The organism is Thiobacillus sp., assembly GCF_013693775.1.
GTDB lineage: Bacteria > Pseudomonadota > Gammaproteobacteria > Burkholderiales > Thiobacillaceae > Thiobacillus.
In genome coordinates, this window is record NZ_CP059257.1 from 1,160,556 (window position 1) to 1,176,502 (window position 15,947).

At 64.7% G+C, this 15,947-nt stretch carries 14 protein-coding genes and 1 other RNA gene; 2 read left to right on the forward strand and 13 right to left on the reverse strand.

From position 1 onward, the window contains the following. Nucleotides 1–95 precede the first annotated feature (95 nt). The gene (locus HZY77_RS05770) at nt 96–1,727 is read left to right on the forward strand and encodes a peptide chain release factor 3 (protein WP_296819655.1); all 1,632 of its coding nucleotides are present in this window, start codon (nt 96–98) and stop codon (nt 1,725–1,727) included. Nucleotides 1,728–1,756: 29 nt separating this feature from the next. Here HZY77_RS05770 and HZY77_RS05775 read toward each other — a convergent pair whose 3' ends face one another. Both HZY77_RS05775 and radA read right to left on the reverse strand, forming a co-directional pair. After that, on the reverse strand, nt 1,757–3,748 hold the full coding sequence (locus tag HZY77_RS05775) for a ferrous iron transporter B (RefSeq protein ID WP_296819656.1): 1,992 nt from the start codon (nt 3,746–3,748) through the stop codon (nt 1,757–1,759). Nucleotides 3,749–3,827: 79 nt separating this feature from the next. After that, on the reverse strand, nt 3,828–5,183 hold the full coding sequence (gene radA, locus HZY77_RS05780; protein WP_296819657.1) for a DNA repair protein RadA: 1,356 nt from the start codon (nt 5,181–5,183) through the stop codon (nt 3,828–3,830). Between the two features lie 61 nt (nt 5,184–5,244). On the opposite strand from radA, the gene HZY77_RS05785 reads away from it, so the two are divergent. Further along, nucleotides 5,245–5,321: non-coding RNA, sX9 sRNA (locus HZY77_RS05785), on the forward strand. Nucleotides 5,322–5,327: 6 nt separating this feature from the next. On the opposite strand, the gene cysM is transcribed toward HZY77_RS05785, so the two are convergent. The 11 genes from cysM to aroA all read right to left on the reverse strand — a co-directional run bounded on the left by cysM (nt 5,328) and on the right by aroA (nt 15,947). Next, nucleotides 5,328–6,221, reverse strand: a complete 894-nt coding sequence (gene cysM, locus HZY77_RS05790) for a cysteine synthase CysM (RefSeq protein WP_296819660.1) — start codon at nt 6,219–6,221, stop codon at nt 5,328–5,330. Continuing rightward, nucleotides 6,218–7,216, reverse strand: coding sequence for an ADP-glyceromanno-heptose 6-epimerase (gene rfaD, locus HZY77_RS05795; RefSeq protein ID WP_296635828.1), 999 nt, complete (start codon nt 7,214–7,216; stop codon nt 6,218–6,220). The genes cysM and rfaD overlap by 4 nt, the downstream gene beginning before the upstream one ends. After that, entirely contained in the window at nt 7,213–8,148 is a 936-nt protein-coding gene (gene rfaE1, locus HZY77_RS05800; RefSeq protein WP_296819663.1) for a D-glycero-beta-D-manno-heptose-7-phosphate kinase, read from the reverse strand. The genes rfaD and rfaE1 overlap by 4 nt, the downstream gene beginning before the upstream one ends. A 12-nt stretch (nt 8,149–8,160) precedes the next feature. Further along, nucleotides 8,161–9,483: a UDP-glucose/GDP-mannose dehydrogenase family protein gene (locus HZY77_RS05805; protein WP_296819666.1), complete on the reverse strand. Its 1,323-nt coding sequence runs from the start codon at nt 9,481–9,483 to the stop codon at nt 8,161–8,163. Nucleotides 9,484–9,495: 12 nt separating this feature from the next. After that, complete coding sequence (gene pyrF, locus HZY77_RS05810) at nt 9,496–10,194, reverse strand: orotidine-5'-phosphate decarboxylase (RefSeq protein ID WP_296820843.1); 699 nt, start codon at nt 10,192–10,194, stop codon at nt 9,496–9,498. 35 nt (nt 10,195–10,229) lie between these two features. Further along, nucleotides 10,230–11,390 (reverse strand): lipopolysaccharide assembly protein LapB, encoded by a 1,161-nt coding sequence (gene lapB, locus HZY77_RS05815; protein ID WP_296819670.1) that lies wholly within the window; start codon nt 11,388–11,390, stop codon nt 10,230–10,232. A 4-nt stretch (nt 11,391–11,394) separates the two neighbouring features. After that, entirely contained in the window at nt 11,395–11,682 is a 288-nt protein-coding gene (locus HZY77_RS05820) for a LapA family protein (protein WP_296635817.1), read from the reverse strand. A 182-nt stretch (nt 11,683–11,864) separates the two neighbouring features. After that, nucleotides 11,865–12,149: an integration host factor subunit beta gene (locus HZY77_RS05825; protein ID WP_059757474.1), complete on the reverse strand. Its 285-nt coding sequence runs from the start codon at nt 12,147–12,149 to the stop codon at nt 11,865–11,867. Between the two features lie 3 nt (nt 12,150–12,152). Beyond that, nucleotides 12,153–13,874, reverse strand: coding sequence for a 30S ribosomal protein S1 (gene rpsA / locus HZY77_RS05830; RefSeq protein ID WP_296660996.1), 1,722 nt, complete (start codon nt 13,872–13,874; stop codon nt 12,153–12,155). 84 nt (nt 13,875–13,958) lie between these two features. Further along, nucleotides 13,959–14,615: a (d)CMP kinase gene (gene cmk, locus HZY77_RS05835; RefSeq protein ID WP_296819673.1), complete on the reverse strand. Its 657-nt coding sequence runs from the start codon at nt 14,613–14,615 to the stop codon at nt 13,959–13,961. A gap of 36 nt (nt 14,616–14,651) precedes the next feature. Next, the gene (gene aroA / locus HZY77_RS05840) at nt 14,652–15,947 is read right to left on the reverse strand and encodes a 3-phosphoshikimate 1-carboxyvinyltransferase (protein WP_296819676.1); all 1,296 of its coding nucleotides are present in this window, start codon (nt 15,945–15,947) and stop codon (nt 14,652–14,654) included.

The window sequence follows — 15,947 nt, forward strand, 5'->3', positions numbered from 1 at the left end:
GGCAACACCATACTTGCCAGGCACGACATCGGGCCGGGCTGTCGCGTGAAATAGCTTAAAATTGCGGCTTGCTTCATATCAGCCTGCCCTCCCCGATGGAATCCACTCAGACCGCGCCGGCACAAACCGGCGATCCCGCCCTGGTACGCGACGTCAGGAAACGCCGCACTTTTGCAATTATCTCGCACCCCGATGCGGGTAAAACCACACTCACAGAGAAGCTATTGCTGTTCGGCGGCGCGATCCAGATGGCCGGCACGGTCAAGGCCAAGAAGAGCGGCAAGTTCGCCACCTCCGACTGGATGGCCGTGGAACAGGAACGCGGCATTTCGGTCGCGAGCTCGGTGATGCAGTTCTCCTACGACGACTGCGTGTTCAACCTGCTCGACACNCCCGGCCACAAGGACTTCTCGGAAGACACCTACCGCGTGCTCACCGCGGTCGACGCCGCCATCATGGTGGTCGACGCCGCCAAGGGCGTCGAGGAGCAGACGATCAAGCTGCTGGAAGTGTGCCGGATGCGCAATACGCCCATCATCACTTTCATCAACAAGCTCGACCGCGAGGTGCGCGAGCCGCTGGAACTGCTCGACGAGATCGAGTCGATCCTGAAGATCCACTGCGCGCCGGTGACCTGGCCGATCGGCATGGGCAAGCGCTTCCAGGGTGTCTACCACCTGATCCACGACGAGATCCTGCGCTTCAAGGCCGGCGAGGAAAACGCCGGCCAGCAGTTCGAATCGCTGCAGGGGCTGGGCGAAGCGGCGTTGCGGGAGCGCTTTCCGCTCGAAGCCGACACGCTCTTGTCCGAGATCGAACTGGTGCGCGGCGCTGGGGCCACCTTCAACATCGACGACTTTCTCGCCGGCAAACAAACCCCCGTCTTCTTCGGCTCCGGCATCAACAACTTCGGCGTGCGCGAAGTGCTGCGCGCGCTGTCCGACTGGGCACCGTCGCCGCTGCCGCGCGAAGCGATCGAACGCACAGTCGACCCCACCGAACCCAAGTTCACCGGTTTCGTGTTCAAGATCCAGGCCAACATGGATCCGCAGCACCGCGACCGCATCGCCTTCTTCCGCGTCTGCTCGGGCCGCTACAGCCCCGGCATGAAGGTGCGCCACCGCCGCACCGGCAAGGACATGAAGATCGCCAACGCCGTCGTCTTCATGGCCAACGAGCGCACCCGCATGGAAGACGCCGTGGCCGGCGACATCATCGGCATCCACAACCACGGCCAGCTGCACATCGGCGACACCCTCACCGAAGGCGAGGCCCTGCAGTACAAGGGCATCCCCTACTTCGCGCCGGAACTGTTCTCCAAGCCCCGCCTGCGAGACCCGTTGCGTGCCAAACAGCTGAACAAGGGGCTACTGGAACTCGGTGAGGAAGGCGCGGTGCAGGTGTTTGCNCCCTTCGCTGACAACACGCTCCTGATCGGCGCCGTCGGCCCGCTGCAGTTCGAGATCGTTGCGCATCGGCTGAGAACCGAATACGGCGTCGACGCCACCTTCGAGAACGCCGGCATCCACACCGCGCGCTGGGTCACCTGCCCGGATGCCCAGCACCTGGCTGAATTCACCAAGGCCAATACGCTGAAGCTGGCAAAGGACGTCGACGGCAATCTGGTCTATCTGGCGGATACGCGGGTGAATCTGCAACTGGCGCAGGAGCGCTGGCCCAAGGTCGCGTTCCACGACACGCGGGAGCATGGGCAGGTGATGGGTTGACCTAGACGGTCATCCCGAAGACACCGCCGCTACAACACCCACCCCGCCAGTTCCAGCGCCCCGCGCACCACCGCCGCGACGGCAAGCGCCACGCCGATGGAAAGCGCGACCGAATAGAGCGCGTCACGCCGGCCGAGCAGCTTAAGCATCATGGCGAAAGTGGACACGCAGGGCACGTAAAAAGTCAGGAACACCAAGAAGGTGGCAATCTGCGTGGTGTCGAGCACGCTGGCCAGCTCCTGCGTGCCGAGCGCCTGGAACACCATGAGCAGCGACAGTTCCTTGCGCAGCACGCCGAACAGGATCGGCACCCCAAGCGCCACCGGCAGCCCCAGCCACCACACCGTCACCGGCGTGAGCGTGAGATTGACCCAGGCATCGGCGCCGTAATGGCTCAGCAGTGCCAGCACCACGCTGCCCGCCACCAGGAGCGGCAGCACGATGGTGACGATGTCGCGGCTGCGCTCCCAGGTATTGGCCAGCAAGGCGCGCAGGGTGGGCACGGCGTAGGCGGGAATTTCCTGGATCATGCCTGGCGTGGTCTCGGGATAGCGGCGCTTCAGGAGCTTGCCGACCAGGCTGACGACGACGGGCGCGAGCATGAAGAGGGCGAACACGCCGAAACCGCCGAGATATTTTCCACCCACCGCCAGGATGATGGCCGAGCGCGCCGAACATGGCAGGAAGGTGATCAGGAGCGAAGCCACCGTGCGGTCGCGGCCGTGGGTGACGGCCGCGGTCGCAGCCAGTGCAGGCACGTTGCAGCCCAGCCCCATCAGGAACGGCAGGGCGACGCCGCCGTGCAGCCCCAGCCGATGGAAGCCGCGATCGACCACGAAGGCCACGCGGTGCATGATCCCGGATTCCTCCAGCCACACCAGCAGCAACACCAATGGAATCATGTAGGGAATGACGATGCCGGCGAGACCGATGAAGCCGTCGAGCACCGCGCGGCCGAGCACGCCCGTGAGTTCGGTCGGCTGCCACGGCTCGGCCCACGCGATCAGGCGCGCGACCGTCAGGCTGTCGAGCACGGCGCTCACCTCGAATACGAACAGCAGCACCAGCGCGAACACCGCCAGCGTGCCGACGAAGCCCCAGCGCGGATGCAGGAAAAGATCGTCGGCCCACACCTGCCAGCGCGGCGGCGCGCCTTCCTGACCGGGGCGGGTCGCCGCCTCGGTCAGCAGGGCGGCGCGGTGATGCCGATCGGCATGCAGCTCCTCCGCCAGCCGGCGCGGCAAGGCCGCATCGGCAATGGCGCGCGCGGCGAGCAAGGCCGCGTAGCGATCGGGAAAATGCGCCTGCAATTCCTGTGCGAAATAGCCGTCGTTTTCCGCGAGCTGTAGCGTCAGTAGCGTCTCGGGGACTGCGAAGGCCGCCGCCACGTCCGGCTGGCGCGCGATCTCGGCAATGGCCCGCAATTGCGCTTCGATGTGCGCACTGTAGGGCGGAGTCGCCGGATGCGGTTGCAGAAATCGTGCTTCGCGGGCGACGTGCACCACGGTGGTATACAGATCGGCCAGGCCGATGCCCATGTGCGCCACGGTCGGCACCACCGGCGCGCCCAGTTGGGCCGACAGGGCGCGCACATTGATGAAGCGTCGCCGGGCACGTGCCTCGTCCATGCGGTTGAGCGCAAACACCATCGGCCTCCCCAGCTGCATCAACTCCAGCGCGAGCTCGAGATCACGTTCCAGCGCCGTGGCATCCATCACCACCAATAGCACGTCGGGGGCGGCAAACGTGTTGTCGGGCTGATGCGCTTCGTGCTGCGCGATGGCCGGCCAGCGGTCGCCCCACAACAGATACTTCAACGTCACACAGGCGTCCGCATCCAGATGGTGCAGGCCGCCGATGGCGGGCAAGGCGACCAGGGAAATCTGGTCGATCCCCACCTCGACCAGGCATTCCTCATACGCAGGCCCGATGCCGGCCAGACGCTCGTGGTGGGTGGACGTACTGGCGGCCGCACGAANAATGCTGTGCTTGCCACTGCCGGTGCGGCCGACGATGGCCACGCGAGGGCGCCTGGCACCGCGCAGCCCAGGACCGTGAAGGGGAAAACTATGCGCGGGCGAGGTCATGGAATGAAAACGCTCAGCTTTCCCTGAACAAACGGATCGCCTCGTCCAGCCGCTGCACCGCATGCACCGTCATGCCGGCGATCTTCTGCTTGGGCTGGTTGGCGGCCGGCACGATGGCCTGGGTGAAGCCGAGTTTGGCGGCTTCCTTCAGGCGCTCCTGGCCGCGCTGTACCGGGCGGATTTCTCCGGCGAGGCCAACTTCGCCGAACATCACCAGCTTGTCGGGCAGCGGCTGGCTGCGGAGCGAGGACACGATGGCGGCGAGCACGGCGAGGTCGGCGGCGGGTTCGCTGATCTTCACCCCGCCGACGGCGTTGACGAACACGTCCTGGTCGAAGCAGGCGATGCCGGCGTGGCGGTGCAGCACGGCGAGCAGCATGGCGAGGCGGTTCTGCTCCAGGCCGACGCTCAATCGGCGCGGACTCGGCGCGTGGCTGGAATCGACCAGCGCCTGGATTTCCACCAGCAGTGGCCGCGTGCCTTCCTGCGTGACCAGCACGCACGAACCGGGCACCGGCTCGCCGTGGCGCGACAGGAAGATCGCCGAGGGGTTGGACACGCCCTTGAGGCCCTTCTCGGTCATCGCGAACACGCCGATCTCGTTGACCGCGCCGAAGCGGTTCTTGAACGCGCGCACCAGCCGGAAGCTCGAGCCGGTGTCGCCCTCGAAATACAGCACGGTGTCGACGATGTGCTCGAGCACGCGCGGGCCGGCGATGGCGCCTTCCTTGGTGACGTGGCCGACCAGGATGATCGCGGTGCCGGTCTGCTTGGCGTGGCGCGTGAGCTGCGCCGCGCATTCGCGCACCTGCGCCACCGAGCCGGGGGCCGAGGTCAGCGACTCCGAATACACGGTCTGGATCGAGTCGATCACCGCGACTTCGGGCTTCAATTCGGCAAGCTGCGCCAGGATGGCTTCGAGACGGATTTCCGGTAGCACCGGGAACGTCGTCTCGGGCAGGCTCAGGCGACGTGCGCGCAGCGCGACCTGGCGCGCCGATTCCTCGCCGCTGACATAGAGCGTTTTCAGGTTGCCGGATAGACCGGCCAGGGCTTGCAACAGCAGCGTCGACTTGCCGATGCCGGGGTCGCCGCCGATCAGCACCACCCCGCCCGGCACCAGGCCTCCGCCAAGCACGCGGTCGAGTTCGCCGATGTCGGTGGCGATGCGGCTTTCCTCGGAGGCCTCGACGTCATGCAGCAGTTGCACGGTGCTGGTCGCCGCCAACGCGGCGAAACGCGGTTTCGCTGATTCGGCGATGGTCTCGACCAGGGTATTCCAGGCGTTGCAGTGGGNGCACTGACCCTGCCACTTGGGCGACTGTCCGCCGCATTCGGTGCAAGTGTAGATCGTCTTGGCTTTGGCCATGTGTGGATTCAATAATCTACTGCGCGGACGTGATCCGGCGCGTCCGGTGCTCGGAATCCTCATGTACTTCCATGTACATTCCGGTTCCTGCGCTCCGAGCGCACCCGGCTGACGCCCGCTCGCTACGATTCTTGAAACCACACATCAAGCGGGGAATACGCCTGTCGACAGATAGCGGTCGCCGCGGTCGCAGACGATGGAGACGATGACGGCGTTCTGAACCTCCCTGGACAGCTGCAGCGCAGCCCACAGCGCGCCACCGGACGAGACGCCGGCGAAGATGCCTTCCTCGCGCGCCATGCGGCGGGTGGTTTCCTCTGCATTCGACTGGCTCACATAGATCATGTGGTCGACACGGTCGTAGTCACAAATTTGCGGCACATACTCGTCCGGCCATTTGCGGATGCCGGGAATCTGCGACCCTTCGGTGGGCTGCACGCCGACGATCTGGATGGCGGGGTTTTGTTCCTTGAGGTAACGCGAGCAGCCCATGATGGTGCCGGTGGTGCCCATGCTGGAGACGAAGTGGGTGATCGTACCCTGCGTGTCGCGCCAGATCTCGGGGCCGGTGGTACGGTAGTGGGCGGCGGGATTGTCGGGGTTGGCGAACTGGTCGAGGATCTTGCCGATACCCTGCTTCTCCATCGCGATCGCGAGGTCGCGCGCGCCTTCCATGCCGGCCTCCTTGCTCACCAGCTGCAATTCGGCACCGAACGCACGCATGGTCTGCTGGCGTTCGATCGAGGCATTCTCGGGCATGAGCAGGATGAGCTTGTAGCCGCGCATGGCCGCCGCCATCGCCAGTGCGATGCCGGTGTTGCCGCTGGTCGCCTCGATCAGGGTGTCGCCGGGCTTGATCTCGCCCCGCGCCTGGGCCGCATCGATCATCGACAGCGCCGGGCGGTCCTTCACCGAGCCGGCCGGATTGTTGCCTTCGAGCTTGACGAGAATCGTGTTGCTGGTCGGGCCGGGCATGCGCTTCAGGCGCACCAGCGGCGTGTTGCCAACCGTATCCTCGATGGTCTTGTAGGTACTCATGTCTTCAACAGGTGTTCGATGTAGCGGGAAGTGCCTTCTTCCACGCTGTAAAAGGCCGCATCATACCCCGCCCCGCGCAACGCGGAGATATCGGCTTCGGTATAGCTCTGGTACTTGCCCTTGAGTGCCTCAGGAAACGCGATGTAGCTGACGAGGCCCTGGGCCTGCATCTGTTCCAGCGTCAGCGCCGGCTGGCCCTCCGCGGCGCGGCATGCGTTGACCGCCGCCACCGCGACGTCGTTGAAGCTCTGGCAGCGTCCGGTGCCGACGTTGAAGATGCCCGACACGTCCGGGTGGTCGAGGAACCACATATTGACCCGCACCACGTCCTCGATCGAGACGAAATCGCGCCGCTGCTCGCCGTTGGGATAGCCATCGCAGCCCTCGAACAGCTTCACCCTGCCCTCGGCACGGTACTGGTTGAAGAAGTGGAACGCCACCGAGGCCATGCGCCCCTTGTGCTGCTCGCGCGGGCCGTAAACGTTGAAATAGCGAAAGCCCGCGATCTGCGCCGTCCGGTCGTTCCACAGGCGCCGCACGCTCTGGTCGAACAAGAACTTGGAATAGCCGTAGACGTTGAGCGGCGACTCGAATTCGCGCGATTCTGAAAACACGCGCCCCGCGCCATACACGCTCGCCGACGAGGCGTAGAGGAACTGCGCGCCTTCGTCCTGGCAGAACTTCAGCAGTGCGCTGGAGTAGCGGTAGTTGTTCTCCATCATGTAGCGCCCGTCGGTTTCCATGGTGTCGGAACACGCGCCTTCGTGGAAGATGGCCGCCACGGCGCCGTCGAGCACGCCCTCCTCGACCAGGTCGAGGAATTCGACCTTGTCGAAGTAGTCGGCGATTTCGCAGTCGGTCAGGTTCCTGAACTTGTCCGCCTTGGTCAGGTTGTCGACCGCGATGATGTTGGTCTCGCCGCGTTCGTTCAACGCTTTGACGATGTTGGCGCCGATGAATCCGGCGGCGCCGGTGACGACGGTATACTGGCTCATGTTGTTTCCTTGAAAACTTCGTCTGCGGTGGCGACCGCAGTGCCGAACTTGCCGACCACGATGCCCGCTGCACGGTTGGCCAGCCTAACGGCCTCGACGCCGCTCGCTCCAGCCGCCAGCGCCACGGCAAAGGCGGCGATCACGGTGTCGCCGGCGCCGGAGACATCGAACACCTCCTGCGCACGGGTGGCCTCGTGATGCGCACCGGCTGCGTCGAACAGGCTCATGCCCTCTTCACTGCGCGTCACCAGCAAGGCCTCCAGCTGGAAGCTCGCGCGCACGGCCGCGGCCTTGTCGGCGAGCTCGGCCTCGGATTTCCAACTACCGGCCACGTCGCGGAATTCACTGCGGTTGGGGGTGATCAGCGTGGCGCCGGTATAGCGCGCCCAGTCGTCGCCCTTGGGATCGACCAGGATGGGCTTGTTCGCCGCACGCGCCAGTTCGATCATGCGGGTGACGTGCGTCAGCCCACCCTTGCCATAGTCCGACAGGATCACCACGTCGCAGTCGGCCAGAAGTTGCGCATAGGCTTCCAGCTTGGCCGCCAGCACCTCGTGGCCGGGCTGGGTCTCGAAGTCGACGCGCAGCAGCTGCTGCTGGCGGCCGATGACGCGCAGCTTGGTGATGGTGGAGAATGCCGGATCTTCGTGCAGATGCACGGTGAACGACTCGGCCTCGAGCAGGGCTCGCAGGGCCTGTCCGGCCTCGTCACGCCCCGCCACCGACAGCAGCGTGACTTGCGCACCGAGCGCCGCCGCGTTGCGTGCCACGTTGCCAGCGCCACCAATGCGGTCCTCGTTGCGTGTGACGTGCACCACCGGCACCGGCGCCTCGGGCGAGATGCGCGAGACATCGCCGAACCAGTAGCGATCGAGCATCACGTCGCCCACCACCAGGACGCGGGCACGGCGGATGGCGTCACGCAGCGACATTGGGTATCCCCATTACTGACGGCCGATCGGCAGGTAATCGAAGCCCATCTCGCGCATCGCCTGCGGCTCATAGAGATTGCGGCCATCGAATACCAGCGGTGTCTTCAGCAGCGACTTCATGGTGTCGAAGTTGGGGCTGCGGAAGACCTTCCATTCGGTGACGATCAAGAGCGCGTCGGCGCCTTTCAGCGCGTCCATCGGGCTGTCGACCAGCAGCAGGTCGGCGCGCTCGCCGTAGATGCGGCGCGTTTCCTCCATTGCGGCCGGATCGTAGGCCGACACGCTCGCTCCCATCGCCCACAGCGCTTCGAGCATGGTGCGGCTGGNGGCTTCGCGCATGTCGTCGGTATTCGGCTTGAACGCGAGACCCCACATGGCGAAGCGCTTGCCCTTGAGGTCGGTGCCGAAGCGCGCGGTCAGCTTGTTGACCAGGATGTGCTTCTGCGCGTCGTTGGCCTCTTCCACCGCGTCGAGCACGCGCAAGGGAATGCCGTTTTCCTGGCCGGTGCGACGCAAGGCCTGCACGTCCTTGGGAAAACACGAGCCGCCGTAGCCGCAGCCTGCATACAGGAAGTGATAGCCGATGCGCGGGTCGGAACCAATGCCATGGCGTACCTGCTCGATGTCGGCGCCGAGCTTTTCGGCCAGGACGGCCAACTCGTTCATGAAGGAAATGCGCGTCGCCAGCATGGCGTTGGCGGCGTACTTGGTCAGCTCGGCGCTGCGCACGTCCATCACGGTGAGGCGGTCGTGGTTGCGCTGGAACGGCGCGTAGAGCTGACGCAACAGTGCCGTGGCGCGCTCGCTGTCGGTACCGATGACGATACGGTCGGGCTTCATGAAGTCGTCGACCGCCGCGCCCTCCTTCAGGAATTCAGGGTTGGACGCGACATTGAATTCGATTGCCGCGCCACGACTGGCCAACTCCTCCGTCAGTGCGGCACGCACCTTGTCGGCGGTCCCGACCGGCACGGTGGATTTGTCGACCACCAGCTTGTAGTCGCTCATGTGGCGGCCGATGCTGCGCGCCGCCGCCACCACGTACTGCAGGTCGGCCGAGCCGTCCTCATCCGGCGGCGTGCCGACGGCGATGAACTGGATCTGGCCGAAGGCCACCGACTCCTTGATGTCGGTGGTAAAGGACAGGCGACCGGCCGCGACGTTGCGCTTCACCATGTCTTCCAGCCCTGGCTCATAGATCGGAATGCCGCCGGATTTCAGGATCTCGATCTTGTTGGGGTCGACGTCGAGGCACAGCACTTCATTGCCCACTTCGGCCAGACAGGTCCCCGTCACCAGGCCCACATAGCCCGTTCCAATTACCGTGATTTTCAAAGCGTCTTCTCCCTAAGAATTCTGTATATCGGACTGTATCTGTTTGAGCGCAGCCAGAGGATCGGTTGCGGCGGTGATCGGGCGCCCGATCACTAGATCGGTCGCGCCCGCGCGCAGGGCTTCTGCCGGCGTCATCACGCGGCGCTGGTCGCCGGTTTCGGCACCGGCCGGCCGGATCCCCGGCGTGACCAGGCGGAAATCTGCGCCCAGATCGGCGCGCAGCATGGTGGCCTCCTGCGCCGAACAGACCACGCCATCGAGCTGACAAGCCTGTGTCAGCCGCGCCAGCCGCAGCACCTGGTCGGCCGGCGCATCGGCCACGCCGACCTCGGCCAGATCCTCGGCGCCCATGCTGGTCAGTACCGTCACGGCAATCAGGAGCGGCCGTTGTTCGAGGCCTGCCAGCGCATCCAGCGCCGCCGCCATCATGCGGCGCCCGCCCGAGGCATGCACGTTCATCATCCATACGCCCAGTCCAGCCGCTGCCCGGCACGCCGCCGCCACGGTATTGGGAATGTCGTGGAATTTCAGGTCGAGAAAGACATCGAAGCCGCGCGCCACCAGCGTACGCACCAGTTCCGGTCCGGCCACGGTGAACAACTCCTTGCCCACCTTGAGCCGGCATAACGCCGGATCAAGCCGCGCCACCAGCGCCAATGCCGACGTCGCGTCCGCATAATCCAGCGCCACGATGATCTTGGTCGAATTCACCTCGTCCCTTTCACTCACTACTGACTGCTCCCCACTCACGCTTCGCTCCGCTCGGGATCGAAGCTGTCCCAGCGCCCGCAGGCCGGGCAACGCCAGAAGAACTGCTTCGCCTTGAAACCGCAACTGCCGCACTGGTAACGCATCATGCGCTGGCTATGCGAGGCCACTAGGGTCTTTTCCACCTGCAACAGTTCGCGCATCTCAGGCTCTGCATTGACGAGCTCGGCTTCGAGCAGGCGGTCCAGCGTGCGCAGGCTGGGATTGCGCCGCAATTCCTCACGCGCAAGCTGGCTGGCTGCGGTAGCACCTTCGATTTCGGCCACCGCCAGATACAGCGCATTGAACACGTCCGGCGACGGCTGCCGGGCATACAGGGCGCGCAGCCACTGCACGCCTTCGTCCAGCCGCCCCAACAGACGGTAGCTGCCGAGTACGCGATCCACGACCAATGCCATATGGGCCGCGCTTTGCGTTTCGACCAGACGCCAGTCGGCAATAGCAGCTTCGTGCCGCCCCGCTGCCGCGTCGAGGTCGCCCGCCATCAGGTTGGCGCGCACCGACTGGCGGTTGATGGACAGTGCCTGCTGCAACTGGGCGACGGCGGCTTCAGTATTGCCCCGGGCCGATTCGAGCAGCGCCAGTTCGCAATGGAAGTGGGCGATGTCGGCGTTGAGCGGCTTGCTGGTGTCCTTTTCCAGTATGTGCGCGGCGTCGATGGCCTTCTGCCAGTCCTTCTCCTGCACGTAGATTTCCAGCAGGTAGGTACGTGCCAGGCCGTGCTGTGGCGTTTTCAGCAGCCTCGTGAACACCTGCTCGGCGCGATCGAGCAGCCCCGCCTTGAGGTAATCCTGGCCCAGTTCGCTCATTGCGCGCAGGCGCTGTTCTTCGGCCAGGCCTTCGCGTTCCAGCAGGTTTTCGTGCATGCGGATGGCGCGATCGAGTTCCCCGCGCCGGCGGAACAGGCCGCCCAGCGCAAAGTGCAGATCGATGGTTTCAGGTTCGAGCTTGACGACTTCGAGAAAGGCCTCGATGGCCTTATCGGGCTGCTCGTTGAGCAGAAAATTCAGGCCGCGGAAATACGAGTTGGGCAGCGCACGCGACTCGGTCACCACCTGCCGGATGTCCACCCGTGCGGCCAGCCAGCCCAGCACAANAAACAGGGGAAACGCCAGCAGCCACCAGAACTCGAATTCCATGGGCTTATACGACGGGCAGATCGGTTTGCGTGACCGTATCCAGCTCGGCCGCCTTCGGCTTGCGGCCCAGTTCGCGCCGTAGCCGAAACAGTGTGGGCAGCAAGGCGAGCACCCCGATCAGGGCGCCGAGGATGAATGCCAGCCCCAGCATGACGATCAGCGGCGCCTGCCACACATAATCCAGATAGGAGTAAAAGGTCACGCTATGACTGTTTTTCAGGGCAAAGCCCAGCACCAGCAGAAAAACCAGCAGTTTTGCCAGTAAGCCCAGATAGTGCGTGAAATTTTTCATGTGTATGCGCCAGGAAGTTCGCCCATTTTACCCGCGCGGCGCCAATCGCCAAAGAAAACGGCGCCTTGCGGCGCCGTCTTGTGGGTCTTGCTGTCCTGACCGGATCTACCGGCCGCGGGCCGGTCGTGAGTACGAAGGCGCCGACGCACGTATGGCATCGCACGACGCTCCCACAACCATGCCTAGAGCGGAAAATCCACCCGGTCGCGCAACTCCTTGCCCGCCTTGAAGTGCGGCACATACTTGGCCGGCACCTGCACGCGCTCGCCAGACTTGGGGTTGCGCCCGAGACGGGCGGGACGAAAGCTCAGACTGAAGCTGCCGAAACCGCGGATTTCGATACGTTCCCCGCGCGACAGGTTTTTCGCCAGCGCGTCGAGGATCGTCTTCACCGCCATCTCGATATCCGCAACCGAAAATTGCGAATGTCGCGCCGCCAGTTGAGCAATCAGCTCGGACTTGGTCATGGATTACTCGGCGTTCTTGTTGTCGAGCTTGGCTTTCAGCAGCGCGCCGAGGTTGGTCGAGCCGCTGGCTGCCGCTGCGGATTCGGCCGAGAATTTCTTCATCGCCGCATCCTGCTCGGTCATGTCCTTGGCCTTGATCGACAGGTTGATCACGCGGTTCTTGCGATCCACGTTGATGATCATGGCCTCGATCTCGTCGCCTTCCTTGTAGTGGCTGCGCATGTCTTCGACGCGGTCACGCGAGACTTCGGAGGCACGCAGGTAGCCTTCCATGTCGCTGTCCAGCTGCACGGTGGCGCCCTTGGGCTCCACGGTCTTGATGGTGCCCTTGACGATGCTGCCCTTCTCGTGGCCCGACGCGTAGCTGGTCAGCGGATCGCCTTCGAGCTGCTTGATGCCGAGCGAAATGCGCTCGCGCTCGAGGTCGATGCCCAGCACCACGGCTTCCACGTCCTGGCCCTTGCGGAAGTTGCGCACGGCTTCTTCGCCGGGAACGTTCCACGACAGGTCGGACAGGTGAACCAGGCCGTCGATGCCGCCCGGCAAGCCGATGAACACGCCGAAGTCGGTGATCGACTTGATCGCGCCGCTGACCTTGTCGCCCTTCTTGTGGTTCATCGAGAAGTCTTCCCACGGGTTCGACTTGCACTGCTTCATGCCCAGCGAGATGCGGCGCTTGTCCTCGTCGATGTCGAGCACCATGACTTCGACTTCGTCGCCCAGCTGCACGATCTTGGAGGGGCTGACGTTCTTGTTGGTCCAGTCCATTTCGGAGACGTGCACCAAGCCCTCGATGCCTTCTTCGATCTCGACGAACGCGCCGTAGTCGGTCAGGTTGGCGACCTTGCCGAACATGCGGGTGCCCTGCGGGTAGCGGCGCGCGATGCCGACCCACGGATCATCGCCCAACTGCTTGATGCCCAGCGACACGCGGTTCTTCTCGGTGTCGTAGCGCAGGATCTTGGCTTCCAGTTCCTGGCCGACGTGCACCACTTCGGACGGGTGCTTGACGCGGCGCCAGGCCATGTCGGTGATGTGCAGCAGGCCGTCGATGCCGCCCAGGTCCACGAACGCGCCGTAGTCGGTGATGTTCTTGACCACGCCCTTGACGATGGAGCCTTCCTTCAGGTTTTCCATCATCGCTTCGCGATCGGCACCCATGGTCTCTTCCAGCACGGCACGGCGCGACACCACGACGTTGTTGCGCTTGCGGTCGAGCTTGATGACCTTGAATTCCATTTCCTTGTATTCGAAGGGCGTGGTGTCCTTGACCGGACGCATGTCCACCAGCGAACCCGGCAGGAAGGCGCGCAGGCCGCCCACCAGAACGGTCAGGCCGCCCTTGACCTTGCCCTGCACCATGCCGGTGACGATACGGCCTTCGTTCATCGCGGCTTCCAGATCCAGCCATGCGGCCAGTTTCTTGGCGCGCTCGCGCGACAGCTTGGTGGCGCCGAAGCCGTCTTCGATCGACTCGATGGCGACCGCAACGAAATCGCCGACCTTGGCTTCGATCTCGCCTTGGTCGTTCTTGAATTCTTCGAGGGGGATCAGGCTCTCGGACTTGAGGCCGGCATTCACCGTCACGAAGTTGTGGTCGATGCCGACGATTTCGGCGGTGATGACTTCACCCTGGCGCATTTCCTGGTGCTCGAGGGATTCCTCGAACAGGGCGGCAAAGCTTTCCATGGACTCGGGGGCAGAAGCAGCGGTAGCAGTAGACATTAAGAACCTTCTTGTCCGTCGGTGAGGACGGGGTTAGTTGCACATCGCCAGCCTGCGGGCGCAGGTCTGACACGGTTGATTACTTCATTGCTCGTTGCGCTTGCATAAAGCGTAGTGCGCCAGCACCGCCTGCACCGCCGACTCGATATCCATATGGGTCGTGTCGAGCAACAGCGCATCCGGCGCGGGTTTCAGCGGTGCAACGGTGCGGGCGGAATCGCGCGCATCGCGGGCCTGCATATCCGCAACAAGGGCCGTTAGACTAGCAGAGTTCCCCTTTTCGATCAACTGCTTATAGCGCCGTTCGGCACGCGCCTCGGCGCTGGCGGTGAGGAAGACCTTGGCCGCTGCGCCGGTGAACACCACGGTGCCCATGTCGCGGCCGTCGGCCACCAGCCCGGGGCTNNGGCGGTAGGCGCGCTGGCGGTCCAGCAGGGCCGCGCGCACCGCCGGCAGGGCCGCCACTTTCGAGGCGCCTTCGCCCACGGCTTCGGCACGGATCGCATCGGTCACGTTCTCGCCCGCCAGCCAGACCGAGCCGTCGTGGAAGCTTGCCGGCAAATTGGCCGCCAACTCCGCCACCCGCGCTTCGTCGTCCAGCGCCACGCCCTGCTTCATCGCCGACAGGGCGGTCAGCCGGTACAGCGCGCCGCTGTCGAGAAAATGGAAACCCAGCGCCGTCGCCACCCGTTCGGCGACGGTGCCCTTGCCCGAGGCCGAGGGGCCGTCGATGGTGATCACGGGTGAGGNGGTGAGGGGTGAGGGGTGAGGCGGCGTTCATTGGGCAATCCCCGCAAATGTCTTGAAATACGTCGGGAAGGTCTTGTTGACGCACGCCGGGTCGTTGATGCGCACCGGCACGCCGCCCAGCGTCACCAGCGACAGGCACATCGCCATGCGGTGGTCGTCGTAGGTATCGATCACAGCGTGAGGCGTAAGGCGCGAGGCGTGAGGCGGGGTGATGCGGATGAAATCCGCGCCCTCCTCCACCGTCGCGCCGACCTTGCGCAGCTCGGTTGCCATCGCGGCGATGCGGTCGGTTTCCTTGACCCGCCAGCTGGCGATGTTGGTCAGCGTGGTCACCCCGTCGGCAAACAGCGCTGCGACCGCCAGCGTCATCGCGGCATCGGGAATATGGTTGCAGTCGAGGTCGATCGCTTTCAGGCGGCCATCGGCCGGTGCGCTCGCCTCGATCCAGTTCGGCCCCATCGCAATCTGCGCGCCCATCTTTGCCAGCGCGTCGGCAAAACGCACGTCGCCCTGCACGCTGTCGCGCCCCACGCCCTCCACCCGCACCGGGCCGCCACCGATGGCGCCCGCAGCGAGGAAGTAGGAGGCTGACGAGGCGTCGCCTTCGACCCAGATTTCGCCCGGGCTCTGGTAACGCGCCGTCGCCGGCACGCCGAAGGTTTGCCAGCCATCGCGCGCGATCTCGACGCCGAAGCGGCGCAGCATCGCCAGCGTGATCCCGATGTAGGGCTTGGAAATCAGTTCGCCCGCCACTTCGATCGTGGTATTGCGCTGGCGCAGCGGCAAGGCCATTAGGAGGCCGGTGAGAAACTGGCTCGATACATCGCCGCGTACTTCGGTGGTGTCGCCGGCGATCTCCGCCGGATGGATCTTCAGCGGTGGAAATCCCTCCTGGCCGAGATAGTCGATACGCGCGCCCAGCTTGCGCAAAGCATCGACCAGATCGCCGATCGGCCGCTCGTGCATCCGCGCGACGCCTTTCAGCACATACTCGCCGCTCGACAACGCGCACGCGGCGGTCAGCGAACGGAACGCGGTGCCGGCATTGCCCAGGAACAGTTCGGCCTGCTTGACCGGAAACGCGCCACCCACGCCGGTGATCTCATAGTCGTCGGAATCGCTCACGCGCGCGACGCCCACGCCCAACGCGCGCAGGGCATCGAGCATGACCCGGGTGTCGTCGGAATCGAGCAGCGCGCGCACGATGGTCGTGCCTTGCGCGAGCGCCGCCAGCAGCAGCACGCGATTGGAAATGCTTTNTGAGCCAGGGAGGCGCACCGTGCCGCGCGCGGCGTTGCTTGCGGGTAAATCGAGAAATTCCAT